22 protein-coding genes and 1 tRNA gene are annotated in these 24,421 nt (G+C 68.9%); 9 read left to right on the top strand and 14 right to left on the bottom strand.

What is annotated here, in order from left to right; translation table 11 throughout:
* Positions 1–27: 27 nt before the first annotated feature.
* On the bottom strand, positions 28–1,149 hold the full coding sequence (tal, locus tag AC3WT0_RS16210; RefSeq protein WP_492754486.1) for a transaldolase: 1,122 nt from the start codon (positions 1,147–1,149) through the stop codon (positions 28–30).
* 63 nt (positions 1,150–1,212) lie between these two features.
* The gene (gene rpiA / locus AC3WT0_RS16215; RefSeq protein WP_492754487.1) at positions 1,213–1,887 is read right to left on the bottom strand and encodes a ribose-5-phosphate isomerase RpiA; all 675 of its coding nucleotides are present in this window, start codon (positions 1,885–1,887) and stop codon (positions 1,213–1,215) included.
* Positions 1,888–1,971: 84 nt separating this feature from the next.
* Between rpiA and AC3WT0_RS16220 the strand changes: the two genes are divergently transcribed.
* The 4 genes from AC3WT0_RS16220 to AC3WT0_RS16235 all read left to right on the top strand — a co-directional run bounded on the left by AC3WT0_RS16220 (position 1,972) and on the right by AC3WT0_RS16235 (position 6,875).
* Positions 1,972–3,384, top strand: coding sequence for a glycoside hydrolase family 47 protein (locus AC3WT0_RS16220; protein WP_492754488.1), 1,413 nt, complete (start codon positions 1,972–1,974; stop codon positions 3,382–3,384).
* A gap of 9 nt (positions 3,385–3,393) precedes the next feature.
* Positions 3,394–4,578, top strand: coding sequence for a BaiN/RdsA family NAD(P)/FAD-dependent oxidoreductase (locus AC3WT0_RS16225; protein WP_492754489.1), 1,185 nt, complete (start codon positions 3,394–3,396; stop codon positions 4,576–4,578).
* 36 nt (positions 4,579–4,614) lie between these two features.
* Positions 4,615–5,493 (top strand): ROK family protein, encoded by an 879-nt coding sequence (locus AC3WT0_RS16230; RefSeq protein WP_492754490.1) that lies wholly within the window; start codon positions 4,615–4,617, stop codon positions 5,491–5,493.
* A gap of 119 nt (positions 5,494–5,612) precedes the next feature.
* Positions 5,613–6,875, top strand: coding sequence for a Xaa-Pro dipeptidase (locus tag AC3WT0_RS16235; protein ID WP_492754519.1), 1,263 nt, complete (start codon positions 5,613–5,615; stop codon positions 6,873–6,875).
* 148 nt (positions 6,876–7,023) lie between these two features.
* On the opposite strand, the gene AC3WT0_RS16240 is transcribed toward AC3WT0_RS16235, so the two are convergent.
* The 8 genes from AC3WT0_RS16240 to AC3WT0_RS16275 all read right to left on the bottom strand — a co-directional run bounded on the left by AC3WT0_RS16240 (position 7,024) and on the right by AC3WT0_RS16275 (position 15,474).
* On the bottom strand, positions 7,024–8,193 hold the full coding sequence (locus AC3WT0_RS16240) for a glycosyltransferase (protein WP_492754491.1): 1,170 nt from the start codon (positions 8,191–8,193) through the stop codon (positions 7,024–7,026).
* Positions 8,190–8,702: a DUF2141 domain-containing protein gene (locus tag AC3WT0_RS16245; RefSeq protein WP_492754492.1), complete on the bottom strand. Its 513-nt coding sequence runs from the start codon at positions 8,700–8,702 to the stop codon at positions 8,190–8,192. Before AC3WT0_RS16245 ends, AC3WT0_RS16240 begins: the two co-directional genes overlap by 4 nt.
* On the bottom strand, positions 8,699–9,658 hold the full coding sequence (locus AC3WT0_RS16250; protein WP_492754493.1) for a hypothetical protein: 960 nt from the start codon (positions 9,656–9,658) through the stop codon (positions 8,699–8,701). Before AC3WT0_RS16250 ends, AC3WT0_RS16245 begins: the two co-directional genes overlap by 4 nt.
* Before the next feature lie 78 nt (positions 9,659–9,736).
* Complete coding sequence (locus AC3WT0_RS16255) at positions 9,737–10,867, bottom strand: glycosyltransferase (protein ID WP_492754494.1); 1,131 nt, start codon at positions 10,865–10,867, stop codon at positions 9,737–9,739.
* Positions 10,842–11,615, bottom strand: a complete 774-nt coding sequence (locus AC3WT0_RS16260; RefSeq protein WP_492754495.1) for a DUF2334 domain-containing protein — start codon at positions 11,613–11,615, stop codon at positions 10,842–10,844. The genes AC3WT0_RS16255 and AC3WT0_RS16260 overlap by 26 nt, the downstream gene beginning before the upstream one ends.
* Positions 11,602–13,950 carry a TonB-dependent receptor gene (locus AC3WT0_RS16265; RefSeq protein ID WP_492754496.1) on the bottom strand — a complete coding sequence of 783 codons (2,349 nt, stop codon included), beginning with the start codon at positions 13,948–13,950 and terminating at the stop codon, positions 11,602–11,604. The genes AC3WT0_RS16260 and AC3WT0_RS16265 overlap by 14 nt, the downstream gene beginning before the upstream one ends.
* On the bottom strand, positions 13,931–14,917 hold the full coding sequence (locus tag AC3WT0_RS16270) for a FecR family protein (protein WP_492754497.1): 987 nt from the start codon (positions 14,915–14,917) through the stop codon (positions 13,931–13,933). The genes AC3WT0_RS16265 and AC3WT0_RS16270 overlap by 20 nt, the downstream gene beginning before the upstream one ends.
* Entirely contained in the window at positions 14,914–15,474 is a 561-nt protein-coding gene (locus tag AC3WT0_RS16275; RefSeq protein ID WP_492754498.1) for a sigma-70 family RNA polymerase sigma factor, read from the bottom strand. The genes AC3WT0_RS16270 and AC3WT0_RS16275 overlap by 4 nt, the downstream gene beginning before the upstream one ends.
* A gap of 184 nt (positions 15,475–15,658) precedes the next feature.
* Here AC3WT0_RS16275 and AC3WT0_RS16280 point away from each other — a divergent pair, with 184 nt between their 5' ends.
* From AC3WT0_RS16280 to AC3WT0_RS16290, 3 genes are all read left to right on the top strand, one after another.
* Positions 15,659–16,432: a class I SAM-dependent methyltransferase gene (locus tag AC3WT0_RS16280; RefSeq protein WP_492754499.1), complete on the top strand. Its 774-nt coding sequence runs from the start codon at positions 15,659–15,661 to the stop codon at positions 16,430–16,432.
* 79 nt (positions 16,433–16,511) lie between these two features.
* Positions 16,512–17,084, top strand: coding sequence for an OmpA family protein (locus AC3WT0_RS16285; RefSeq protein ID WP_492754500.1), 573 nt, complete (start codon positions 16,512–16,514; stop codon positions 17,082–17,084).
* Positions 17,085–17,161: 77 nt separating this feature from the next.
* Positions 17,162–17,959 carry a universal stress protein gene (locus AC3WT0_RS16290; RefSeq protein WP_492754501.1) on the top strand — a complete coding sequence of 266 codons (798 nt, stop codon included), beginning with the start codon at positions 17,162–17,164 and terminating at the stop codon, positions 17,957–17,959.
* A 127-nt stretch (positions 17,960–18,086) separates the two neighbouring features.
* Here AC3WT0_RS16290 and AC3WT0_RS16295 read toward each other — a convergent pair whose 3' ends face one another.
* The 4 genes from AC3WT0_RS16295 to AC3WT0_RS16310 form a co-directional block, all read right to left on the bottom strand.
* Positions 18,087–19,421: a sensor histidine kinase gene (locus tag AC3WT0_RS16295; protein ID WP_492754502.1), complete on the bottom strand. Its 1,335-nt coding sequence runs from the start codon at positions 19,419–19,421 to the stop codon at positions 18,087–18,089.
* On the bottom strand, positions 19,418–20,143 hold the full coding sequence (locus AC3WT0_RS16300) for a response regulator (protein WP_492754503.1): 726 nt from the start codon (positions 20,141–20,143) through the stop codon (positions 19,418–19,420). Before AC3WT0_RS16300 ends, AC3WT0_RS16295 begins: the two co-directional genes overlap by 4 nt.
* Positions 20,144–20,721: 578 nt before the next feature.
* Positions 20,722–20,795: transfer RNA gene (locus tag AC3WT0_RS16305), tRNA-Gly, on the bottom strand.
* Between the two features lie 91 nt (positions 20,796–20,886).
* Entirely contained in the window at positions 20,887–21,882 is a 996-nt protein-coding gene (locus tag AC3WT0_RS16310) for an alpha/beta hydrolase (protein WP_492754504.1), read from the bottom strand.
* 484 nt (positions 21,883–22,366) lie between these two features.
* Here AC3WT0_RS16310 and AC3WT0_RS16315 point away from each other — a divergent pair, with 484 nt between their 5' ends.
* Positions 22,367–23,347, top strand: a complete 981-nt coding sequence (locus AC3WT0_RS16315; protein WP_492754505.1) for a glucokinase — start codon at positions 22,367–22,369, stop codon at positions 23,345–23,347.
* A complete protein-coding gene (locus AC3WT0_RS16320) occupies positions 23,344–24,408 on the top strand; it encodes a YeiH family protein (protein ID WP_492754506.1) in 1,065 nt (354 codons plus the stop codon). Before AC3WT0_RS16315 ends, AC3WT0_RS16320 begins: the two co-directional genes overlap by 4 nt.
* The last annotated feature ends 13 nt before the right edge of the window (positions 24,409–24,421 follow it).

The raw sequence follows: 24,421 nt of genomic DNA on the forward strand, positions 1-24,421 counted from the left end.
ACTGGAACAGGATAAGGCGGAACGCGGTCAGGCGGGCTGCTTGGCCTCGATGGCGTCGAGCAGGGTGGTCGCGGCGTCGGCGAACTGCTTAACCCCGTCGGCAACCAGCCTGTCGGTGACGCCCGACAGGTCGAGCCCCAGCCGCTCGACTTCGGCCATGACCTTGAGCGCGCCCTTCACGTCGCCGGTCAGCGTCTCCGCCGCCGTGCCGTGATCGCGGAAGGCGTCGAGCGTCTTGGGCGGCATGGTGTTGACCGTGTCCGGGCCGATCAGCGTGTCGACATAGAGCGTGTCGGGAAAAGCCGGATCTTTGGTTCCGGTCGACGCCCACAACAGCCGCTGCGGCCGCGCACCGGCTTCGGACAATGTCCGCCAGCGCGCCGAGGCGACGACACCCTGATAATGAAGATAGGCGAGCTTGGCATTGGCGATGGCGACCTTGCCGCGCAGCGCCTTCAGTGCGTCGCTCTCCGCATCGCCCGCCGCCAGACGCCGGTCGATCTCGCCGTCGATCGCACTGTCGATGCGGCTGACGAAGAAGCTCGCCACGCTTGCGACGTGCGAAATCCGTTCACCGCGCGCGAGGCGGGTCTCGAGCCCGGCCAGATGCGCCTCGGCAACCGCGGCATAGGCATCGATCGCGAATAGCAGGGTGACGTTGACGTTGATCCCGGCTTCGATCAGCGCGCGGATCGCCGGCACGCCCTCGGGCGTCCCCGGCACCTTGATCATCGCATTGGGCCGGTCGAGCGCGGCCCAGAGCCGCTTCGCCTCGGCGATCGTCCCGTCGGTATCGTGCGCGAGGAAAGGCGAGACTTCGAGGCTGACATAGCCGTCGGCACCGCCCAGCCGGTCATAGACCGGGCGCAGCACGTCGGCCGCCGCGCGAATGTCGGCGAGCGCGAGGCTCTCGTAACGCTCGACGGGGGTGGCGTGCGGATGCACCGCGTCGAAGGTCGCCAGACCCTCGTCATAAGCCGCGCTCTGCCCGATCGCCTTCTCGAAGATCGATGGGTTGGAGGTGACGCCCGTCACCCCGTCCTCGTCGACGAGGCGCTTGAGGTCGCCGCGCGCGACGAAGGCCCGTTCGACGAAATCCAGCCAGACCGCCTGACCCTGCGCTTCGAGTTGCCTCAAGGGATTGCTCATCGCCTGTCCTTTCCGCGCGCGGTCGCTCCAAGTCGAACGCGCATGTCCCGATCGGGTTGCGCCTCAGGGGCGTTCGATCCGAGTCACCACACCGTCCTTCGCGATATAGGTCGCATCGACCTCATCGACAAAGAGGCCATGGCCCAAAATCCCCGGAATCATTGAGAGCGCCGCCGCCGTCGCGCGCGGATCGGGAAGCGCGGGGAAATGACAATCGGCGATGACGTTGCCCTGATCGCTCCGCGCCGGACGGCCGCCCGCCATGCGCAGCGAGACGCGCGCGCCCATGCGCTCGACCGCCGCGATCGCCGAAGCGCGCGCGAAGGGCAATATCTCCACCGGCACCGCCGCGCCGCCGATCGCCGCCACCTGCTTGCTAGCATCGGCGACGACGATCATCCGCCGCGCCATCGCGGCGACGATCTTCTCGCGCAGCATCGCGCCGCCCGCGCCCTTGATCGCGAACAGCCGCGCATCGATCTCGTCGGCGCCGTCGATGGCGATATCGATCGCCGCGACCTGCGCGGGATCGAGCAAGGCGATTCCCACCGTGCGCGCCGCGCGCGCAGTGCGGATCGAGGTCGCCACCCCCCGGATCGCCAGCCCTCCGGCCACCAGTTCGCCCAGCCGCGCGATCGCATGCGCCGCCGTCGATCCGGTCCCGAGCCCGACGATCATCCCGTCGCGCACCTCGGCAACGGCGGCGTGCGCGGCGATCCTCTTGTCCTCATCCTGCATGGGCGCGAGGATCGCAGTCCCTGCGTCCCGGCGCCAGCCCCCTTTATCTTGTCTGCCGGGCGCTGGCTTCGTATCGCTCGCTCGATGGCCGACCCCTCGATGCCCCCGCTCGCCCTTCGCCGCCGCACGCTGATCAAGGCGGCGGCATCCACGCTGGCGGCAGGCGCGCTGCCCGTCGCGGCGCGCGCGGACGACGCGATCGACTGGACCGCGCTCGGCGCCGACGTGCGCGCCGAAATGATCTGGGCATGGGGCCAGTATCGCGAACGCGCCTGGGGCCGGGACGAGATCAAACCGATCAGCGGCGGCTATTCCAGCTTTCCGCTCAAGTCGCATCATCTGGGCCTCAGCCTGATCGAGGCCATGGACACGCTCTGGGTGATGGGGCTCGATTCGGCGTTCGCGGACGCGCTCGGCTGGGTGAAGGCGACGCTCGATTTCGACGTGGACGGCGAAGTCTCGGTGTTCGAGACGTCGATCCGCCTCGTCGGCGGGCTGCTCTCGGCGCATCATGCCTGCGGCGATCCGGCGCTTCTCGCCAAGGCGCGCGATCTGGCGGATCGCCTGCTCCCGGCCTTCGCGACGCCCACGGGCCTGCCCTATCGCTACATCAACCTGCGCACGGGCGCGGTGCGCGATCCGCGCACCAACCCTGCCGAGATCGGCACCTATCTGCCCGAATGGGGCGCACTCAGCCGCCTGACCGGCGACATGCGCTATCGCGACGCTGCGAAGAAAGCGCTGGTGGCCGCGTTCGAGCGACGCTCGAAGATCGGCCTGCTCGCCGACGGCATCGATGCCGAAACCGGCCATTGGACCAGCCGCCGCGCGACGGTCGGCCCGCCGTCCGACAGCTATTACGAATATCTGTGGGATGGCTGGCAATTGCTTGGCGATGCCGATTGCAAGCGGATGTACGACGTCTGCACCGCTGCGATCCTTCGCTATCAGCAGGACCGCTTCGACGGTCGCCTGTGGATCGCCGACGTCGATTTCGAGACCGGCAAGCGCCTGTCGCGCGAGCAGGACGAGCTTGCCTCCTTCTATGGCGGCCTGCTGGCGCAGGGTGGCGCATCCGCGACCGGCGCGGCGGTGACGATGGCGTGGGACTGGCTCCAGAACCGCTATGGTGTGCTCCCGGAAGGGTTCGACTATGGCTCCGGCCGCGTCACGCAGAAGAGCAACAGCCTGCGCCCCGAACTGGCCGACGCCGCGTTCAACCTCTGGCTGCTCGATCGTGCGCCGCGCTGGCGGATGATCGGCCGCACCCATTATCTCAACATGAAGGCCGCCAATCGCGCAGCCTATGGCTATGCCGATCTCGCCGACGTGACCAGCGACCCCAAGCTGCAGAAGGATCATTGCCCGGGTTATTGGTGGTCCGAGCAGATGAAATATTATTATCTGCTTTTCGCCGACAGCCCGCGCTTCGACTATGCCGACAATTATCTGTCGACCGAAGGCAATGTGCTGCGCGGCTTCAAGCGGCCCGCCTGACGCCCCACAATGACCGCCGATTCCCAATCCTACGACGCGATCATCCTCGGCGCGGGCGGCGCCGGGCTGATGTGCGCCGCCGCCGCCGGGCAGCGCGGGCGGCGCGTGCTGGTGATCGACCATGCCGACGAGGCCGGGCGCAAGATCCTGATCTCCGGCGGCGGGCGGTGCAATTTCACCAATATCCACACCGCGCCCGATCGCTATCTGTCGGCCAATACGCATTTCGCGCGCTCCGCGCTCAGCCGCTATACGCCGGCCGACTTCGTCGCCCTGGTCGACCGGCACCGCATCGCCTGGCACGAAAAGACGCTGGGCCAGCTTTTCTGCGACGGATCGGCCAAGCAGATCGTGCATATGCTGCTCGACGAATGCGCGGCGGGCGGGGTCGAGATCGCGCTCGGCCAGCCGATCCGCTCGGTCGATCATGGCAACGGCCGGTTCAGCGTCGCGCACGGCGCGCGCGTCTCGACCGCGCCCGCGCTGGTGATCGCCACCGGCGGCCCCTCGATCCCCAAGATCGGCGCGACGGGCTTCGCCTATGATCTCGCGCGCCGCTTCGGCCTCAAGGTCGTCGAGCCGCGCCCGGCGCTGGTGCCGCTGACGCTGGGCGGCGAGGAAGCGCTGTTCCGCTCGCTGTCGGGCGTCTCGGCGGAGGTCGTCGCGCGCTGCGGCAAGGCGGCGTTCCGCGAGGCGGCGCTGTTCACGCATCGCGGCCTCTCCGGCCCCGCTATCCTGCAGATATCCTCCTACTGGCGGCGCGGCGAGACGATCGCGATCGATTTCCTGCCCGATCGCGCGCCCGGCTGGGCGACCGCCGCCAAGCGTGAGCGCCCGCGCACCCAGTTCCGTACCTTGCTCGGCGAAGCGCTGCCCGCGCGGCTGGCCGAAGCGCTCGGCGAACGCATCGGCCTGTCGGGCGATCTCGGCAACCTCCCCGATCGCGCGCTCGCCGATGCCGAGCGCAGCCTCGCCGCCTGGCCCTTCAACCCCAATGGCAGCGAAGGCTTCGCCAAGGCCGAGGTGACGGTCGGCGGGATCGCGACGGATGCGTTGTCGCAGCGCACGATGGAGGCACGCGCCGTCCCCGGTCTCTACGCGATCGGCGAGGCGGTCGACGTGACCGGCTGGCTCGGCGGCTATAATTTCCAGTGGGCCTGGGCAAGCGGACAGGCGGCCGGGCAGGCGATCTGACTTCCAACCGTCCCGATCGCGCTCTAGACGTTCCTGATGCCCCGCCACCTCTATGCCGCCGTCGAAACGGGCGGCACCAAGCTGCTCTGCCGCGTCGCCGACGAGGATGGCGGGATCGTCGCCGAGGGACGCTGGCCGACCGGTCACCCGGACGAAGCCCGCGATGCGATAACGGGGTGCATCGACGAAGCGATCGCCGGCGACGCCAGTCTTCGTGCGATCGGCATCGCCGCCTTCGGCCCGCTGATCGTCGATCCCGCGTCGCCCGACTATGGCCGGATGCTTGCCACGCCCAAGTCGGGCTGGAGCGGGTCCAACCTGCGCCGCGCTCTGGCCGATCGCTTCGCCGTTCCCGTCCATGTCGATACCGACGTCAACATCGCCGCGATCGCCGAGCAGGCGCTGGGCGCCGGGCGCGGGTTGCGTAGCGTCGCCTACATCACGATCGGCACCGGCATCGGCGGCGGGCTGGCCATCGAAGGCCGGTCGCTCAAAGGCGCGCTCCATCCCGAGATCGGGCATGTCCGCCTCGTCCGCCGCGTGGGTGACGAGATGCCCAGCGCCTGCCCCTTCCATCCCGACTGCGCCGAAGGGCTGATCGCCGGCCCCGCGCTCCACCGGCGGCTGGGAGCGGACGGCGATCTCGTCCGCTCGCCCGCGGCCATGGCGCTCGTCGCCGATTATCTCGGCCAGCTTTGCGCCGCGCTCGTCCTTGCGTGGACGCCGCAGCGCATCGTGATCGGCGGGGGAATCGGGTCGGTGCCCGGCCTGCTTCCGCCCGCCCACGCCGCGATGCTCGCCTCGCTCGGCGGCTACGGCATCGGCGACGCCGCGCATATGCCCGATTTCCTTGCCCCCGCGCGCCTTGCCGACGCCGGGCTCGAAGGCGCGATGCTGCTCGCACGCCACATCTGAAAAGAAACTGCACCGGGCAGCGAAACTTCGCTTCACATTCGCCGCGAAACCCGCATAACTAGTCAACTGACTAATAGGCATATGGGGTGAATGTGGCGAACCGTTCCTTTCCGATCAAAATGCTCTCGCTCGCGGGCCTTGCGCTTCTCGCGACGCCGGCCCTCGCCGAAACCAGCTATGTCCGCGCCGGGCGCTTCGTCGATACCGAAAAGGGCGTGGTGCTGACTGACCGGCTGATCCGCATCGAGGACGGGCGCGTCGCCGCCGTCACGCCCTATGCGCCCCCGCCCGCGGGCGCGACGGTGACCGACTGGTCGGCCTATACCGTCATGCCCGGCCTGATCGACATGCACACGCATCTGGCCGATTGGCCGCAAAGCAACAATGTGGCCGAGCCCTTGCTGCACAGCACGCAGGAAATGGCCTATGTCGGGCTGGTCAACGCCCGCGCGACGCTCAACGCCGGCTTCACCGCCGTCCACGACGTCGGCTGCTTCCGCGGGTTGAGCGACGTGGCGCTGCGCGACGCCATCGACAAGGGCGTCATTCAGGGGCCGCGCATGAATGTGGTCGGCGCCTATGTCACGGTCCCCGGCGGCGGCGGTGAAGTCACCGGCTTCGCACCCGACGTGCATGTGCCCGACGATATGCGCCTCGGCGTCGCGGGCAGCCCCAACGAAGCGCGGCTGAAGGTCAATTATCTGTTCCAGCACGGCGTCAACTCGATCAAGCTGATCGCGACCGGCGCGGTCCTCGCCGAAGGCACCGAGCCCGGCCGCCAGGAAATGACCGACGACGAGATTCGCGCCGCCGTCGAGGCCGCCGCCGCCAATGGCGGCTGGGTGACGGCGCACGCCCACGGTGCGGAAGGCATCAAGGCCGCGCTCCGCGCCGGGGTGCGCTCGATCGAGCATGCCTCGCTCATCGACGACGAAGGCATAGCGCTCGCCAAGGCCAAGGGCGCCTTCCTCGTCATGGACATCTACAATGGGGATTATATCGAGGACGTCGGCACCAAGGAGGGCTGGCCCGCCGGCTATCTCCGCAAGAATCGCGAGACGACCGACGCCCAGCGCGCGGGCTTCACCAAGGCGGTGAAGGCCGGGGTCAAAATCTCCTACGGCACCGACGCGGGTGTCTATCCGCACGGCAACAACGCCCGCCAGTTCAAATATATGGTCCGCTACGGGATGACGCCGATGCAGGCGATCCAGGCCGCGACCGTGGTTCCCGCCGAACAGCTCGGCTGGTCGAAGGATGTCGGCGCGCTGTCGGCGGGCCATTATGCCGACATGGTCGCGGTGAAGGCCGATCCGCTCGCCGACATCTCGGCGCTCGAGCATGTCGATCATGTGATGAAGGGCGGCGCGATCGTCCGCTGAACCAGGGGCGACCGCGCAGGCTCAGCCCCGCCCGCTGTTGCGCGTCGCCCAGATCAGCAGGCGGACGATCAGGTGCAGATCGCACGGCTTCGCGCTCGCACGCGCGGCGGCTTGCTCGCGCGGCTGCGGCGCGGCGCGGGCGCCCCCCTCAGGCGGCGCGGCGCGAGGCGTGGACGCGGCTTGCATAAAGGCCGAACAGATCTGCGAAATGCGCATCGATCGTGCGCGATTGCGGCGCCGATGCGCGCGCAGCGATGCCCGGCGCGCGGCGATCCGCGGCGAAACGGCGGACGGCGGCCGCAAGCGACGCGGCGTCGCCCGCCGTATAGAGCAGCCCGCCCCCGCCGCGCGCATGGTCTGCCGCACCACCGACATCGGGCACGATCACCGGCACGCCCGATGCGCGCGCCTCGGCCGCGACCATGCAGAATGTCTCCGCCTCGCAGCCATGGACCAGCGCATCGGCGCTCGCCATCAGCCGCGCGAGACGATGGCGGTCGGCGATCGCGGGAAGCATGGCGATATGCGGATTATGTCCGATCGCGCGCACCGACCGGTCGCTCGAGCGCCCGTCGCCGACCAGTACCAGCCCTACCGGCGCCGCATAGCCCGCTGCCGCGACGGCATCGATCACCATCGGCCAGCGCTTCTCGGGCGCGTGGCGGCCGACGCCGATCAGCAGCAGCGCCTCGGGCGGCAGGTTGCACGCCGCGAGCAGTTCGGCGCGCAGTTCGGGATCGCGATGCGCGGGCGAGAAGAGATCGGGCTCGACGCCCATCGGCACGGTCACGACATTCTTCAACCCGCCGCCGCTCAGCCGCCCGCCCAGCTCGCGATTGGCCGTCACCACGAAATCGAAGGCAGGGTCGAGGCGGCGGAGGTGATTCCAGAACCAGCCGAAATGCCGGTTGATCGTCTCGCGGGATGCCACGCGCCCGAACCAGCGATAGGCATAGGCCGCCAGCGGATCGGCATGCATCACCAGCGCGCGCGACGCATCGCCGCGCCAGCGCGCGATCGTCTCCGCGCTCCGCCAGGGCGAGGAGGCTTCGAGGAAGTCGGGTCGCTCGGCATCGATCGCCGCGAGCAGCCGGTCGTCATCGTCGAAATAATGATAGTTGCGGTCGAGCGGGAATTGCCGGGCGGGGATCGTCACGATCCGTCCCGCTCCGCGCGCCTCGACGCGCCGTTCGGGGCCGGGCGCGACGATCACCACTTCATGCCCCAGCGCCTCGGCGGCAGCCAGCTTGCGCTCGACATAGGTGCGCACGCCCCCGCCCGTCGGCGAATAGAAGGCGCAGACATCGACGATCTTCATTTTCCCGGCCTCCTGAGCGGTGCGAAGCTGAGCAGCCCCTGGCGATAGTTGAGCGTGATGCTGGCCGGCGTGATCCCCGCGCCCGCCGCGATGCGCACCGATGCGGCGGCCGGCTTGCCCAGCCCCAGCTTCGGGTTGCGCGAGAAGCCGATGCCGTCGACCGACAGCCCGAACTTGTGGTTGGAATCGCGATCGTGGAGCAGCGACAGCGCATAGTCGCCGGCCGAGGGCACGCGGATGCAGAGCCGGACCGGCCCCTGCTGCGGCACCGGGACCTCGATCCGGCGGAAGGTCTTGCCCGCCGCGATCAGCACATTGTCGTCGGCAAGGAAATCGCCCTCGGCGGGTGGATAGACTTCGAGCTTGAGCAGCCCGGCATGGTCCTTCAGCCCGTCGACCGTGACCATGAAGGCAGGGCCGGGCTCGTTCGCGCGGCACTGCCCCTCCGCCTTGCCGAGATCGGGCGTGGACCGGAGCGCGACGGTGGCAAGGGCGATCGTTCCGATCACGCCTTGCCCTCGGCATTGACCAGCCCCGATGCGCCCAGCGCCGCGCCGATCACGATATGCGTCGCAGCGATCAGCCCGGCGATCATCGTCAGCAGCGCGCCGACCTGCAGGTCGTGCCCGACCACGAAGACGGCGGCGGCCGCGAAGGCGAGATCCTTGTTGGGGATGAAGGGCAGGCGCGAGATCACCATGCGCACCGCGCAGAGCAGCAGCCACCAGCCCATCGCCACGTCGGGCAGCGCGATGTGCCACATCCACGCCCCCAGCCCGAGCCGCAGCGCAATGCGCAGCATCTGCATCCAGAAGGAGAAGCGCAGTTCGTTCGCCGGCAGGCTGAACAGCCGCCCGCGGAACAGCATGATGACCAGCGAGATGGCGAGCACCACAGCCGTCGACCACAGGATCGCCGCCGAATGCGGGCCGAGATCCAGCCGCCCGACGAAGGGAATGGCCAGTCCGACGAGGAGCAGCGTCACGATATTGCCGGTCAGCGCCGACAGGATGGCGACATCCTTGATCGCGCCGAAGGGCGCGGTGGTCAGATGCGCGCGCCGCCGCGCCCAGGTGTAGAAATAGAGCTCGCCGCTATAGCCGAGCAGCAGCTCGTTATTGATCATCTTGCGGACGAGCGCGACGAAGCCGCTCGCCGGTATCCTCCACAGCCGCCTGAAGATCGCCCATTCGCACGCCGGCCCGCTGAAATAATGGAGCAGGAAGACGACCCAGAAGAGCGGCGAGCGCGGCACCGATTCGACGATGTCGCGCAGGCCCAGCGTGCGAAGCTGCCAGAGCACGACGCCGAGCAGGCAGGCGGCGAGCACCGGCCCGACCCACGCCGTCCAGTTGCGCGACGCGCGCCTTAGCCCGTCCAGCCCCTCGCCGGCCGTCAGGCCCTGCGGAATGAACTTGTCTGGGGAAACCGGGGAAACCGCGACACTGTTATCGTAGAGGCTCATGCCGAACTCACGCCTGCTTTGCGGGTGAGACGACGCGGCGCAGCATGACCCGCACGGCCCGAACGTAAAAAATCGGGCTCAGCCCAGAGCGGCGACAAGATCCAGATAATGGCGCGCGGCGGCGCCCAGCTCGTATCGACGCACCACGGCAAGCTGCGCCGCGCGGTCGGGCGCCTGCCCGATGCTCGACGCGATGGCTGCGGTGAGCGCTTTCGCATCGCCGCGCGGGACGAGCGTAGCCGCACCACCCGCGGCCAGGCTTCGCATGGCTGGCGTGCAATCGGTCGCGACCACCACCAGCCCCGCCGCCAGCGCCTCGACCATCGCGGCCGGCACGCCCTCATAGTCGGAGGAGAGCAGATAGGCATCCGCCTCCGCCAGCCAGGGCGCGGGATCGACATGGCCGGGCAGGATCACGCGATCGGCGAGCCCGAGCTTTTCGACCAGCGCCTCGATCCGCCGCCGCTGCCCGCCCTCGCCCAATATCGCCAGCCGGTCTTCCGGCCCCGCCCCCACCGCAAAGGCCTGCAGCATCAGCGGGTAATTTTTCTGCGGCTCCAGCCTGCCCACCGCGACGAAGCGATGCCCGCGCCTTTGGCTCAAATCGGCGCGCGGTGCGGAAAGCGCGACGATCTCGGCATCGGTCAGCAGCGGATTGGGGATGGCGGCGATCGCGCCGGGCGCGGGTTGCAGCAGACGCTCGACCTGCCCCACCAGTGCATCGTCGGGCACGATCAGCCGCGCGAAGCAGCGTCCCTGCACGCGCAGCCAGAAACGATAGAAAGCGCCGCCCACGCGCCCCATGTCGGCGCGATCCAGCTCATTGCTGATCTTCATGATCAGCGGCGGGCATCGCCGGCCGAGCAGCAGGCGCAATGCCGCGCCCACCACCGCATAGCTGTTGCCGGGGCAGAAGATCGCATCGGGCCGTTCGGCGCGCGCGAAACGCCACAGGCAGAGGATCATCCAGATCGTCTCCCAGCGCGCGGTCGGCACGCGGCTCGGCGTCGTCAGGAAGCGGAGATCGGGGAAGCGGTGCATCCCCGGCGGATCGTCGCGGCCCAGCACGATCGTCACGTCATGACCGGCCTTGCGCCATTCGCCGGCAAGGCGCAGCGCCACGCGCTCGACGCCGCCCGGCGCGAAACTGTGGATCGGGATCATGATGCGCAGCATCGCCGGCTCAGCCCCGCGCGAGCAGGTCGCCATAGCGCCCTGCCGTCCGTCCCCCCGCCATCAGCCCCGATACCGTTCGCGCGATGCTCGTCATGATCGCGTCCTTGGTCGTATCCCCCGGATGCACGGCGACGCGCACGACCGGCAGCGGCTTCAGCGCGTGCCGCGCCAGCGCCGCGAAGGCGAGCGACGATGCGGTGCGCGCCCGGCTGCGGCTCGCCCAGGTGACGACGGGGCCACGCGCCAGCGCCTGCCCGTCCGAGGGTCGCCAGACGCGCATATGATCCTCGGCCAGCGCGAAGCCGGCATCGCCGAGCGCCGCCCTGGCGTCCTCGCTGTAAAGCCATGCCGGCGCGACGAAGCCCGCCGTCGCCACGCCCGTCGCATCCTCGATCAGCGCGCGGCCGCGCTGCATCCTGTCGAGCGCGGTCGCCCGGTCGAGCGCGGCGAACTCGCCTTCGCCCGCCGTCATGTGGCGCTGGCGGAAGTCGCGGCGCGGTGCATCGTCGCGGTGGAACCAGCCATGGACGAACATCTCGATCCCCGCCTCGGCCCATCCGCGCAGCCGGCGGCGGAAAGCGGCGTCGCCCGCCAGCGGCGACGATCCCCAATGATCGGGAACCACGAGCATCGCCAGCCGCGGTCCGCCGAGCAGCGGCTCGAGATGCCCGATGAGCTGGTCCACCTCGCGCTCGAAACGCGGCGATACGTCATGGATCGACGCCAGAAGGCTTTTCGCCGGAGAGGGGCCGGTGCCGCCTGCCTGATCAAAACGCCGCATCGATGCCGAACCTCAATGTGCGCGGGCGCAGCGGCGTCATCTGCCGGCGCTGGGTGACGGTGAAGGGATTGCCGTAGGAAAAGCGGTTGCCCGTCTCGTCGAACATGTTGGTCAGCGACAGCGACAGGCCGATGCCGTGTACTTCCAGCCGCGCGCTCGTCCCCGCGTCGAGATAGCGGCCCTGCGGTATGTTGAGCACCGGGCCGACGCCCAGCCGCGACTGGCCCGAATAGCGCCCCGAGGCCTCCAGCGTCAGCTTGCCCCAGCCGCCGGTCGGCACCGTGATCCGCCCGCTCAGCCGCACGCCCATTTCGGCGATGTTGGGCAGCTCGTCGCCATTGGAATCGGCAAAGCCGTCGTCGGGATGGTCGAGGCTGCTTCGATTGCCGAAAATCGATGCGGCGATCAGCGCCTGCGGCGTGGGCGACCAGCTCAGCGAGGCTTCGATCCCCTTCACCTGCCCGTCGCCGATATTGTCGGTGTAGGGAAGGCCGCTGCTGTTCACCAGATCGGCCTGGATGTCGGACCAGTTGGCCTGCGACAGCGTGACCGCAGCCGAGAGCCTGTCGCGGCCGGGCTCGCCGAAGCGCACGCCGATTTCCTTGGTTGCGATCGTGTCGGACTGGAATTCGCGCACCGTCGGGTCGGCCGATGCACCGTCGACGGCCAGCCCGCCCGCGCGGAACCCGCGCTGGTAGCGCGCGAAGACGATCAGCTTGTCGACGGGCTCCCACGACAGCGCCGCGCTCGGCAGCACGCGGAAGGCGTTGCGCTTCGGCTCGGCCGGCCGCGTCGTCACGTCGTCGAGCACTTCGCCGACGCGGTGCGAATAAGCGAGGCGCACGCCGCCCGTCACGAAGACATGCCGCCATACGTCCACCCGAACCTCGCCGAACAACGCAGTATCGATATCGGTATTGCGCACGTCGCTGCTGATCGCCGCCTCGCCCAGCGGACCGCTCAGCCGCCTGGTGCGCGCCTCGTTGCGAACGAACGAGCCCCCCGCGATCCAGTGCCCCCCGCCACCCAGGTCGCCCGACAGCCGGGTCTCGTGCGAGAAGAGGTTGATCGCGCTGTCCTCGATCAGCGCGGCAGGCCCCGGCGTCGCGACGAAGCCCGTCGCGTCGAAGGTACTGCCCAGCCGCTGGCGCGCGACACCGGTGGCCGAGACCAGCTCGCCCCAGTCCCAGCTCTTGCGGATCACGAGTTGCCCGAGCAGGAAATCATTGTCGAAGGGCTGGGCGATCGCCGATCGGCGGGTGAGCGGCGGCTCGCCGCGCTCCGAATATTGGCCGTCGTCGGCATCCCCATTGTGGAGGACGATCCCCGCATCGATCGTCCAGCCTTCGCCGGGAGTCAGCCGCAACATGGCGCGCCCGCCATAGCTGGCGGTGCGGTTGACGTTCTTCAGCCCGCGTTCGGCATCGTCGATATAGCCGCCGTCGACCGTGCGGTAGCCGACCACGCGCAGCGCGGCGCGCCCCTCGCTCAGCGGGAAATTGAGCATCGCGGCAAGGTCCGATCCCCAGTCGCCGTGCGCGGTCGTGCTCAGTCCCGCCGCCGCCGATCCCGAAAAGCCGGTGCTGACCGGGGCGTTGGGCACGATGCTGATCACCCCGCCCAGCGATCCCGCGCCGTAAAGCGTGCCCTGCGGCCCTTCGAGCACCTCGACCCGGTCGGTGTCGTAAAGGTTCAGATTGGGATCGGGCGCGCTGTAGGTCAGCCGCACGTCGCCCAGATATTGCGCGACGGTCGATTGCGAAGGGCCGGTGAAGCTGCTGTCGGCGATGCCGCGGATGAACAGCTTGTTGCGCCCCGGCCCCAAATTGGTCTGCGCGAGGATCGGCAGCCGGCCGACCAGCGCGTTGCCGCTGCCCGCTGCGAACGCCGCATCGCGCTCGAAGCGCACCACCTCGACGCTGCCGGGATAGTCGGTCAGCGGCGTATCCTGCTTGCTCGCGGTGACGATGATCGGCGCATCGTCGCTCGCCTGCACCACCGGTGTCGGCGCGGACGTCCTCGCGCGGCGGCGCGGCGCCTCGACGATCTGGATCGTGTCGCCACCCACGCGGCGATAGTCGTAGCCCGTGCCGTTCAGCAGCCGGCGCAGCGCACCTTCGACCGAGCGGCATCCGCTGACGCCCTGCGATCGCGCGCCGCCGGCGGTGACGCCGGTACCGCCGATCGAGAGCCCAGCCTGCCGCCCGAATGCGATCAGCGCGCCGGAAAGCGGGCCGGGCGGCACTGCGAACGCGCGGCATCCCGCCGCCTCGCCTGGCTGGGGCGCGGCGGCGAGCATCGAGACGCCGAAAAGACTAAGGGCGCGCTTGACCATCGCTGGCGCCGCCATGCGTGGTGAGCCGCCAGCCCTGCCCGTTCTGGACCATGTCGACATCGAGCAGCGCCTGAGCGCGGCGGACGACGTCGGCGCGCGGCCCGCTCGTCACGATCGTGCCCGTGAAGCGCTGCGCCGCGACGCCGGGATCGACGCTCACCGGTCGCCCGATCGCGCGCGACAGATCGGCGGCGACGCGCGTCACCGGCGCGTCGCGATAGTCGAGCCTGCCGCTGCGCCAGCCGCCCACGCTTGCCGTCGGAACCTTGCCGCGTTCGATCACGTCACTTCCTTTCGCAAGGTAGACGGCGTCGCCCGGGCCGAGCCGCACGGCCTCGCCCTCCGGGTTGAGCATCACCGCACCTTCGGCGACCGCGACGCTCAGCCCGCCCGCATCCTGCGTGACGTTGAAGACGGTGCCGACGTCGCGCAGCTCCTGCCCGCCGACCATCACGCGGAACGGGTTCTTCTCGTCATGCGTGACGTGGAAGGTCGCCTCGCCGCTGGCCAGCGTCACGCGCCGCGCGTCGCTGCGATCCACCTCGATGCGCGTGTCGCCGTTGAGCGCGATCTGGCCGGCGCCCTTCAGCGTCACGACGCGCGTCTCGCCCGGCTGCGTCACGATCGCATAGCCGCCCGTCTCCTGGCGCATCATCGGCGCGATCATCGATACGGCGAAGACAAGCGCGATCAGCGCAGCCGCCATCGCGCCCCAGCGCGAGACCTGCCAGCCGCGCGGCAGCGCGGGCTCGTCATCATTGGCGACTGCCGGGCGCGCGACCGCGTCGGCATGGATCTCGCCCAGTTCGGCGTCGAGCAGCGCCACCGCGTCATAAGCCTCGTCATGGCGCGGATCGGCTTCCAGCCAGCGCGTGAACGCCTGCCAGTCCTCGTCCCCGCCCTGTTGAAGGCGGAGATGCCATGCGATCGCCTGATCGCGAATGCCTGCCCCCTGTCGTTCCGTCATTTCGTTCTTCCCTGCGAGAGAAGACGCCGCGGATCGTCCTGACCCGCATCTGCCTCGCTTCGCAGATCGAGAATCGCCCGATAGGCCCGTTGCAGATGCTTTTCGACCGCGCTCAGGCTGATCCCCTGCACCTCGGCGATCTGCTTCTGCGCCAGCCCCTCGAAGCGGAAGGCGCGAAAGATCAGGCCGGTGCGCTCGGGCAAGGCATCGAGCAATGCGTTCACGCGCCGCAACTCGTCGCGCGCCGCGACGATGCGTTCGGGCGACGGCGTTTCGTCGCGGTCGAGCGAGGCATCGGGCCGCGCGTCGCTCCACGCCTTGTCGCGTGCCTCGCGGCGCTGCTCGGCGCGCCGGCGATCGAGCAGCAGATTGTTCACGGTGCGGTAGAGATAGGCGCGCGGCTCGTCTATCGGGCCGGTCTCGCGCTGGCTGAGCTTCAGGTGCAGGTCCTGCAGGAGATCGTCCTGCTCGTCGGGCGTCACGCGGCGCGCAGCAAGGAAGCGGCGCAGCTCGGGCTGCATCGCCGCCAGCAACTGCAGAAGGCCGCCGTCGCTCATTCGCTCTCCCTTGGCCCCGACCCTCTCCGCCGGCGCTGCTGATCTAGCCCCGCGCGCGGCATCGGGCAATGTTTCGCGCCCGCGGCCGTCCCCGCGGCCGTCCCCGCGGCCGTCGACGTGCGGGTCGCCGCGTGCGGCGGCGTCATTGCGATGAATCGGTGTTGAGCGATGAAAGGACATGTGCGTGGCCGTGCGGAGCCCCTATTCGACTTCCTTCTATGACGGGCAGGTGGACGCCTCATTACGGTCCGCGCGCGTCGTCGCCCCGCTGGTCGCGGCGCTGGTCGAACCCCAGTCGGTGATCGACATCGGCTGCGGGCGCGGCGGCTGGCTCAGCGTCTTCGCCGAGGAAGGCATCGCCGACATTGCCGGCGAGGACGGACCGTGGGTCGATCCCACGCGCATGCTGATCGATTCCGCGCGCTTCACCCGCCGCGATCTCGCTGCACCGCCCGCCCCCCAGCGCCGCTACGACATGGCGATGAGCCTCGAGGTCGCCGAACATCTCGACGCATCGGCCGCGCAGGGCTTCGTCGATTATCTGTGCGGGCTGGCCGATACCGTCCTCTTCTCCGCCGCCGTGCCGGGCCAGGGCGGCACGCATCATGTCAACGAACAGCGGCTGAGCTACTGGGTCGATCGCTTCGAGGCGCGCGACTATGTGCTGTGCGACGTGCTGCGTGGGCGCATCTGGGACGATCGGCGCATTTCCTGGTGGTATCGCCAGAATATGGTGCTGTTCGCGAAGCGCGGATCGGACGCGCATCTGAGGCTCGGCCGCCATCCCAATCTCAACGCCGGGCCGATCGACATCATCCATCCCGACGGATTCTTCCAGAAGGCGGATCTGCGCACGCGCTTCGTCACGCACCCGATCTTCACGCTCAGGCGCGATCTCGGCGCGCTCGCCGCGCGTTTCGGCCTTCGTGCGCCCCGGCGGCTCGCCCGGCAGGACTGATCTTGCCGCCGGCGCGCGGCCAAGCGACTATGCCCGCTCGACGATTCGGCCATGGCGGCCGAGGGGGGAGAGACAGGTCGTGCAATTCTTCGCGCTTGCAGGACTGATCCTGCTGGTCATCGCCGCCGCCGTGGGCATCAAGTCCTGCGACCAGATGCCCGAAACGGCGGCGCAGGTCGCGCAGGAATCGGCGTCGCCTTTCAACGTCGTGGCGCTTCCGGACGGTGCGACGATCATCGCCGCGCCCGGCACGATCGGTGCCGAGATGTCCGCCTATATGGCGTCGGGCGCCACCGCGCCGCGCCGTTTCGAGCCCGGCGGGCGCGGCTTCAATGCCTGGTCCGGCGATCCGACGCCTGAATCGCAGGCGCGGCTCATCGCCTTCACGCAATTGCTGACGGCCTATCCCAACGCCACCGCGCAGATCATCGGCTATACCGACAATGTCGGCGATCCGGCGGCGAACATGAAATTGTCGCAGGATCGCGCCGAATCGGTGGTCCGCCGCCTCGTCGAGAACGGCATCTCGCAGAACCGCCTGACCGCGATCGGCAAGGGCATGGCCGATCCGGTCGCCGACAACGCCACGGAGGATGGCCGCGCGCTCAACCGGCGCATCGCGATCGTCCTCGATCCCGACGGGCTCAAATAGTCCCCTCCGTAAGATAACGCATATCGGGCCGCCCCCGCCTCTCCTTAGTCTCGCCTGCGGGACGAAGGAGGCGAGCGATGAAGAATATCCTGCTGCTGGTCCATGACGACGACGGCCAGGAAGCGCGGCTGCAGGCGGCGCTGGACCTGACCCGCACGCTCGAGGGGCATCTGACCTGCCTCGACGTCGCGGCGCTGCCGATGGTCGCGGCCGATTATTATGCCGGCATGGGCGAGGCGATCCTGCTCGCCGACGAACGCGAGCGCGAAAGCAAGAACAAGGTCGCGCTGGAAGCCCGGCTGATGAACGAGGACGTGACCTGGAACTGGGTCGACAGCTCCGGCCCGGTCTCGGACTGCATCCTGAAGGCGGCGACGCTCGCCGACGTCATCGTCCTCAACCGCAAGCTGGACGGCTTCCCCTATCCCGACATGCACGAGATTGCGAGCCGCGTGGTCACGCAGGCGCGCAAGCCCGTCGTCGCCGTGCCCGACAGCCTGCGCCGCTTCGACACCGGCCGCGCGCTGATCGCGTGGGACGGGCAATCCTCCGCCGCCGCGACGATGCGTGCCGCCGTGCCGCTGCTTGCGCTCGCGAGCGAGGTCGAGATTCTGACGGTGAACGACGGCGCCGCGCGCGTCGATCCCAATCATGCTGCCGAATATCTGTCGCGCCACGGCATCCACGCCGTGGTCAAGGTGATCGACGATGTCGTCCATGTCGCCGATACGGTCATCACGCAGGAAGCTAAGCGCTGGCGCGCCGACTATATCCTGATGGGCGCCTATGGACGCGGCCGGATGATGGAAACCTTCGGCGGCATCACCCGCCGGATGCTGGCCAGCAGCGACGTGCCGCTGATCCTCGGCCACTGAGGACAGCCACGCTCTCCCGTCATTGCGAGCGCAGCGAAGCAATCCAGAATGTCAGGCGTAGGACTGGATTGCCGCGCTGCGCTCGCAATGACGATGGCTGAAGACGCAGCCGCGTGAGCCTGCCCGGCTAGCGCGGCAGCCACAACCGGGCGCGCAGCCCGCCCTCGGCGCGATTCTCCAGCGTCAGCCGCCCGTCATGCCCCGTCGCGATCGCGCGTGCGAGCGCCAGGCCCAGGCCCGCGCCGCCCGTCTCCCTGCTCCGCGAATTTTCCGCGCGCGTGAAGGGCTCGAACATGCGCTCGATATCCTCAGGCGGAATCCCCGGCCCGTCATCGTCGATCTCGACGACCGCGCCATTCTCCTCTGGTTTCACGCGTATCCGCACGGCCCCGCCATATTTTACGGCGTTCTCGATCAGGTTGCGCACCGCGCGGCGCACCAGCGTCGGCCGCATCGTCACCGCCAGCCGGTCGCTTTCCTCGGCGGTCACGTCGACGCCGAGATCGTGGAAATCGTCGACCACGCTGTCGACCAGCCCGGGCAGGTCGACGCGCGACGGCTCCTCGCTCGGCCGCCCGAGCCGCGCCAGCGACAATATGTCGTCGAGCGTGCGGTTCATCTCGTCGATCGTCGCGGCCATGCGCCCGCGCTCGCCCTCGTCCTCGACCAGCTCGGTGCGGACGCGCAGCGAGGCGAGCGGCGTGCGCAGGTCATGCCCGATCGCGCCCAGCATCCGGTCCTTCTCGTCGAGCATCGCGACAAGGCGCGCGCGCATCGAATTGAACGCCGCGATCAGCCGGCGGATGTCGCCCGGCCCTTCCTCGATCACCGGCGGCGCCGGCGCCGCGCTGGTGAAGCCTTCCACTGCCGCGCGCAGCTTGCGCAGCGGCTGCGACAGCCGCCACACGAACCACACCACGGGCAGCACGATGAAGCCATAGAGCAGCATCGTCTGGAACAGCAGCCACAGTACCACGCCATAATCCTGGCGCGGGAACTGCGCGATCGCCGTCACCCAGCGCGTGTCGCCGACCTGCGCGGTCAGGATCAGCGCATTGCTTTTCGGGCCCTCGATCCGGCGCAGCGCGCCGCTGGCGGGATCGCGGATATAGCGGAACTCACGCCCCATCGCCTCGGCCGCGACGATCTGCCGCGCGGACAGGCCGAGATCGGCAAGCGCCTGATGCGCGCGTTGCGCGACATCGTCGCGGCGCGTCATCTGCGGCGTGATCGGATTGACCCTGGTTTCCAGCCGCGGCGCGATCTCGATGCTCGCAGCGGATTCGGAGCGCGCGACCGCCTCGGCAAGCCGCGCGATCGCGACAGCCGTGGTCTGCGCGGTGCGCTGGCGCTGGCTGGCGCTCAGCTGCAGCCCGAAATTGATCGCCTGCGCGACGAGCAGCGCCAGCGCCACCAGCAGCGCCATCTGGCGCGCGAGGCTGCGGGGCCAGAGCCGCTTCAAAGCCGCGTCACGTCTGCGGCCAGCGAATAGCCGCCGCCCCACACCGTCTTGAGCAGCGTCGGCGTCTTGGGATCATCCTCGATCTTGCGGCGCAGGCGGCTGATATGATTGTCGATCGCGCGGTCGAAGGCATTGGCCTCGCGCCCCTGCGCCAGATCGAGCAGCTGGTCGCGGCTCAGCACCTGACGCGGATGGGTGACGAAGGCGAGCATGATGTTGAACTCGCCGGTCGACAGCGGCACGGTCACGCCTTCGCGGTCGACCAGCGCGCGCTCGCCCGCCTTCAGCACCCAGCCGGCGAAGGCGTAGCTCTCGGTATCGGGCGCGCGCTGGCGAACCCCGGCCCCGCCCCGTCCGGCGCGGCGCAGGATCACCTTGGTCCGCGCGACCAGCTCGCGCGGCGAAAAGGGCTTCACGACATAATCGTCCGCGCCCATCTCCAGCCCGACGATCCGGTCGGTCTCCTCGGTCATCGCGGTCAGCAGCACGACGGGCGTCTCGCTCGTCTCGCGGATGTGGCGGCACAGGCTCAGCCCGTCCTCGCCGGGCATCATGATGTCGAGGATGACGAGATCGATCGCATAGCCTTTCAGCCGGTCGCGCGCGGCGGCGGCATCGGCGGCCTGCGTCACGCGAAAGCCGTTGCGGGTCAGGTAGGCGGCCAGGGGTTCGCGGATCGATCGTTCGTCGTCGACCAGCAATATGTGCGGCTTGTCGTCCATGCCCCGCCCTTATGCGTCAGAGGTTGATGTATAGGAAGCGGGAGAAGCCCGTTTGGTATCGGCACCGGCCCTCTCCCCCACCCGGCCTCCCACAGAGTGTATCCTGGATGGGAGGCCGGGTGGGGGAGCGGGCCGGCGCCGCCAGTTTTTCGGCCACGCCGAAACACCACGAAAAAAGCGAAAGGGCTCCGCTCCTTGGGGGGAGAGCGGAGCCCTTTTTTCGGGGGTCGTCATGCGCTTCGTTTCAAGTCGATCGGGTGGGTGGGGATGATCCACCCGATCGGGGGAGCCGGCGGGCGCGCCACAGGGGGAAAGACGCGCTCCGCCGGCTGGGATCGCCGCGGCAGGGGTCAGCTACCGGGGCTCTCCTCCGCCGCGACCGAGCCTGCTCAAACTCTCTCGCGGCGAAACTCAACTCTCGGGCTCGTTCCGGATGGGGTAGGTTCCGGTCCGAGACCCGCTGTCTCGATGAACCTCTTATCCCCCCGCCCTGTCGCTGGAGTTTGTCGCGAAACCGGAAATTTGTCGCAAATTGTCGCAAGCCTTGTCGCGGCGCGTGCGAGGCCATGGCCGGGGGCTGGAGCGGGTAGCGGGGATCGAACCCGCATCACAAGCTTGGAAGGCTAGTGCTCTACCATTGAGCTATACCCGCCTGTCGCCAGCCTGCCCCGGCTGCGCGGGGTTGCGGCGTAAAGCGTCCGCGCCAGTGCCACAACCGCCGCAGGCGCGTCAACGCCGAGTTGCTATGCGCGCACCAGCCCGCGCGACGCCATCCAGTCCAGCACGATCGTCGCGATCACGTTGCTATTGTCGTCGGCCATCAAGGCGTGGCTGTTGCCGGTCACGCCCCGCGCCGGCAAATCGATCCACTCCACGTCCCCGCCTTCCGCGCGCAGCGCGTCGCGCCAGCTTTCCGACGCCGGTCGCGATCGCGCCCAGAAGGCATTGCCGCGCCAATTGTCCCCCCACAGGAACAGATGCGGCACATGGGCGATGCTCGCGGCGTCGGCCAGCGCCGGATCGGGCGCGCCCGAAGGTTCGAGCGAAACCACGGCCCGCACGCGATCGGGCGCATGAAGCGCGGCGGTAAGGCCGAAATTGCCGCCCTGGCTGTGCGTCAGGATGATCACGCCGGGGTCCAGCCGCGCGACCAGAGCGTCATAGGCCGCCTGCGTCAGCGCGTCGTTGCAGCCCCAGCGCGGAACGCACTGGCCCAGAAACGCCTCGAAGGCGTCGAGGGGAAAGCGCGACCCGTCATAGGCCGCACGCAGCGCGGGATCGGCGTGCCACGATCCCGGCGGGCCGAAGCGGAAGGTCTCCTCCCACAATTCGCGCGCCGTCCGGAAATAGGGCGCCTCGGCATAGACATAGGGATGGGGCGCGAAGGATGCCCGCCCGCGCTCGACCGCGTCGGACACATAGGTGTCGAATCCGGCGCGCAGGAAGAACATCTGCCAGCCCGGCCGCCCGTCCGGCGTGGTTTCCCAATTCGCCCCGGTCATGCCGCCGCCATGCCACATCAGCAGCGGCCCCGCCCCTTTCGGATCGGCCTGCCGCACATATTGGACATACATCTGGCCGGCGATCATCTCGCCATTAGGATCGACATGATGCACCGGCCCGCCCGGCGTGCTCACCCGCTCGCGCAGCGGCTGCCCCTCGATCCGGATCATCCTGCCCCCGATATGGAACGAACCGATCTCGTCGATCAGCACCGGTCGATCCGCGCCAGCCGTCACTGCCGATTCTCCCCTGTCGCCATGCATCGAGACGCTCATTTCATATATAAAGATCGACAGTTACGACAGAAGGCGTGGGGCCGATCGGAACGCCGCCGGTCCGAAACCTTCTGTTAATGCGTTTTTAGCCTTCACAATGGCCGCGAATCGTGGGCATCCTGTCTCCAGACCCGCAGAAGCGGGCGGAATGAGGATGAAGGCTATGACACGTGGTGACATGATCGGGCACCGAGTGTGCTCAGTCGCGTTTGTGTTTCTTTCGGCGGTGATCATTCTGAATCTGATCGCCATCGCGCTTGGCTGGCAGATCAGCTTCCAGTAAGGCGCGCCGACCGTCGCTGATCTCGCGCCGGTTGCGTCCGGCGCCCATCCTTTCTGCATGTCCCGCTCGGGACGTGGTTGCTCCCCTTTTCTGACAGCGCTAGACAGACGCTCAAACATCGCGCGTCGATCCCGCGCGCAAGAGTTTTTGGAAGGGGTGATCTTGAACGACGGCACCACTATCGTCGCGGTCGATGTCGGCGGGACCAACGCCCGCTTCGCGCTGGCCACCCTGTCTCCCGGCCAGCCGCCGAAACTCGGCCCCCTCTATCGCTACGACACGGCGGCATGGCCCGATCTCGCCGGCGCATGGGCGCAGTTTCTGAAGGATTCTGGCGCGGAGGGCATCACGGCCGCCTCGATCGCCGTCGCCGGCCCGGTCGGCGGCGACACGATCAAGTTCACCAATAATCCCTGGGTCTTCCGCCCCGCCACGCTGGCGCACGAGCTGGGGCTCGATCAATTGCTGATCCTCAACGATTTCGGCGCGATGGCGCATGCCGTCCATTGGCTCGGCGAAGGTGAATCGCGCCATATCGCCGGGCCGGCGGCCTGGCCCGAAAGCGGCGTCACCACCGTCATCGGCCCCGGCACCGGCCTCGGCGTCGCGATGACGCTGCGTCGCGACGGCCATATCCACGCGATCGAGACCGAAGGCAGCCATATCGATTTCGCGCCGCTCGACAGCTTCGAGACGCGCATCGCCGATCGCCTGCGCGAGCGTTTCCGCCGCTGCTCGGTCGAACGCCTCGTCTCCGGCCCCGGCCTCGCCAGCATCCGCGAGGCGATCGCCGCTTCCGAAGGGCTGGCGATCGTCCCCGCAGACGACAAGACGCTATGGGCCAATGCGCTCGACGGCAGCGATCCGGTCGCCGCACGCGCGCTGGAACGGCTGGTGCTGATCTTCGGCGCGGTCACCGGCGATCTCGCGCTCGCTCAGGGCTCCAACGCGGTGATGATCGTCGGCGGCCTTTCCAACCGCATGGCCGATCTGCTGGCCGCACCCGCCTTCGCCGATCGCTTCGCCGCCAAAGGCCGGCACGAGACGCGGATGCGGAACATGCCGATCCGCCTGTGTACGCATGAGCAGCCCGGCCTGCTCGGCGCCGCCGCCGCTTTCCAGGCCGAGCATCTGCGGGCATGAACGGCACGCTCCCCCCGCCCGCCGCCGCCGATCTGTTCGGCGATCTGATCGAGCAGGAAACGCCCGGCCGCCGCCTGCCGCTGATCGACTATCTGCCCGGCCTCGGCGTCACCGGCGTCGCCGCGCTCGCCGCCGCATGGCTGTCCGAACATTATGGCGCGCCGCTGATGCTGATGGGGCTGCTCATCGGCCTCGCCTTCAATTTCGTGAATGGGGACAAGCGCCTGCACCCCGGCCTCAACTTCGCGTCGCGTACGCTGTTGCGCTGGGGCATCGTCCTCGTCGGCGCGCAGGTGACGATCTGGCAGATCGCCGAGCTGGGCTGGCAGAGCTTCGTCGCGATCGCGATCATGGTCGGGGTGGTGACGGCGACGGGCGCGCTCACCGGCCGCGCGCTCGGGCTCGGCGCTGCCTTCGGTACCCTCGCGGGCGGTTCGGTCGGCATTTGCGGCGCCTCGGCCGCGCTGGCGCTGTCGACCGTGCTGGGCGAGAAGCGCGTCAATCAGGCGCAGCTCACGCTCGTCCTCGTCGCGGTCTCGGCGGCCAGCGCGCTGGCGATGTCGACCTATCCCATCCTCGCGCGGATGATCGGCTTCGACGATCATGCCGCCGGCTTCCTGCTCGGCGCGTCGATCCACGACGTCGCGCAGGCGCTGGGCGCGGGCTATTCGATTTCCGAAGTCGCGGGCCAGACGGCGGCGATCGTCAAGCTGACGCGCGTCGCGATGCTCGCCCCGACGCTCGTCGCCGTCGCCTTGCTCTTCCCGGGCGGCGAGGACGGCCAGTCGGGCCGCATCTCCTTCTCGGTCGCCGTGCCGTGGTTCGTGATCGGCTTCCTCGTCGTCGCGCTCGCCAACAGCTTCCTGCCCTTCCCCCACGCCGTCGGCGGCTGGGCGAAGCAGGGCACTTCGGCGCTGCTGCTGATGGCGGTGGTGGCGACGGGCATCAAATCGCCGATGAACCTGCTGCTCGCGCAAGGCTGGAAAAGCTCCGCCCCGGTGATCGCCGCGACGATCGTGTCGTTCCTGCTCGCCATGGCGGCGGCGTTCCTGCTGCTGTGAGACCATCTTGTGC

Source organism: Sphingomonas sp. EU05-FHT14C10 (genome assembly GCF_058790595.1).

Bases quoted from the DNA above. Each gene is read 5' to 3' on its own strand.
- tal (WP_492754486.1), bottom strand. From the start codon at position 1,149: ATGAGCAATCCCTTGAGGCAACTCGAAGCGCAGGGTCAGGCGGTCTGG.
- rpiA (WP_492754487.1), bottom strand. From the start codon at position 1,887: ATGCAGGATGAGGACAAGAGGATCGCCGCGCACGCCGCCGTTGCCGAG.
- AC3WT0_RS16220 (WP_492754488.1), top strand. From the start codon at position 1,972: ATGGCCGACCCCTCGATGCCCCCGCTCGCCCTTCGCCGCCGCACGCTG.
- AC3WT0_RS16225 (WP_492754489.1), top strand. From the start codon at position 3,394: ATGACCGCCGATTCCCAATCCTACGACGCGATCATCCTCGGCGCGGGC.
- AC3WT0_RS16230 (WP_492754490.1), top strand. From the start codon at position 4,615: ATGCCCCGCCACCTCTATGCCGCCGTCGAAACGGGCGGCACCAAGCTG.
- AC3WT0_RS16235 (WP_492754519.1), top strand. From the start codon at position 5,613: ATGCTCTCGCTCGCGGGCCTTGCGCTTCTCGCGACGCCGGCCCTCGCC.
- AC3WT0_RS16240 (WP_492754491.1), bottom strand. From the start codon at position 8,193: ATGAAGATCGTCGATGTCTGCGCCTTCTATTCGCCGACGGGCGGGGGC.
- AC3WT0_RS16250 (WP_492754493.1), bottom strand. From the start codon at position 9,658: ATGAGCCTCTACGATAACAGTGTCGCGGTTTCCCCGGTTTCCCCAGAC.
- AC3WT0_RS16255 (WP_492754494.1), bottom strand. From the start codon at position 10,867: ATGGCGACCTGCTCGCGCGGGGCTGAGCCGGCGATGCTGCGCATCATG.
- AC3WT0_RS16260 (WP_492754495.1), bottom strand. From the start codon at position 11,615: ATGCGGCGTTTTGATCAGGCAGGCGGCACCGGCCCCTCTCCGGCGAAA.
- AC3WT0_RS16265 (WP_492754496.1), bottom strand. From the start codon at position 13,950: ATGGTCAAGCGCGCCCTTAGTCTTTTCGGCGTCTCGATGCTCGCCGCC.
- AC3WT0_RS16270 (WP_492754497.1), bottom strand. From the start codon at position 14,917: ATGACGGAACGACAGGGGGCAGGCATTCGCGATCAGGCGATCGCATGG.
- AC3WT0_RS16275 (WP_492754498.1), bottom strand. From the start codon at position 15,474: ATGAGCGACGGCGGCCTTCTGCAGTTGCTGGCGGCGATGCAGCCCGAG.
- AC3WT0_RS16290 (WP_492754501.1), top strand. From the start codon at position 17,162: ATGAAGAATATCCTGCTGCTGGTCCATGACGACGACGGCCAGGAAGCG.
- AC3WT0_RS16300 (WP_492754503.1), bottom strand. From the start codon at position 20,143: ATGGACGACAAGCCGCACATATTGCTGGTCGACGACGAACGATCGATC.
- AC3WT0_RS16320 (WP_492754506.1), top strand. From the start codon at position 23,344: ATGAACGGCACGCTCCCCCCGCCCGCCGCCGCCGATCTGTTCGGCGAT.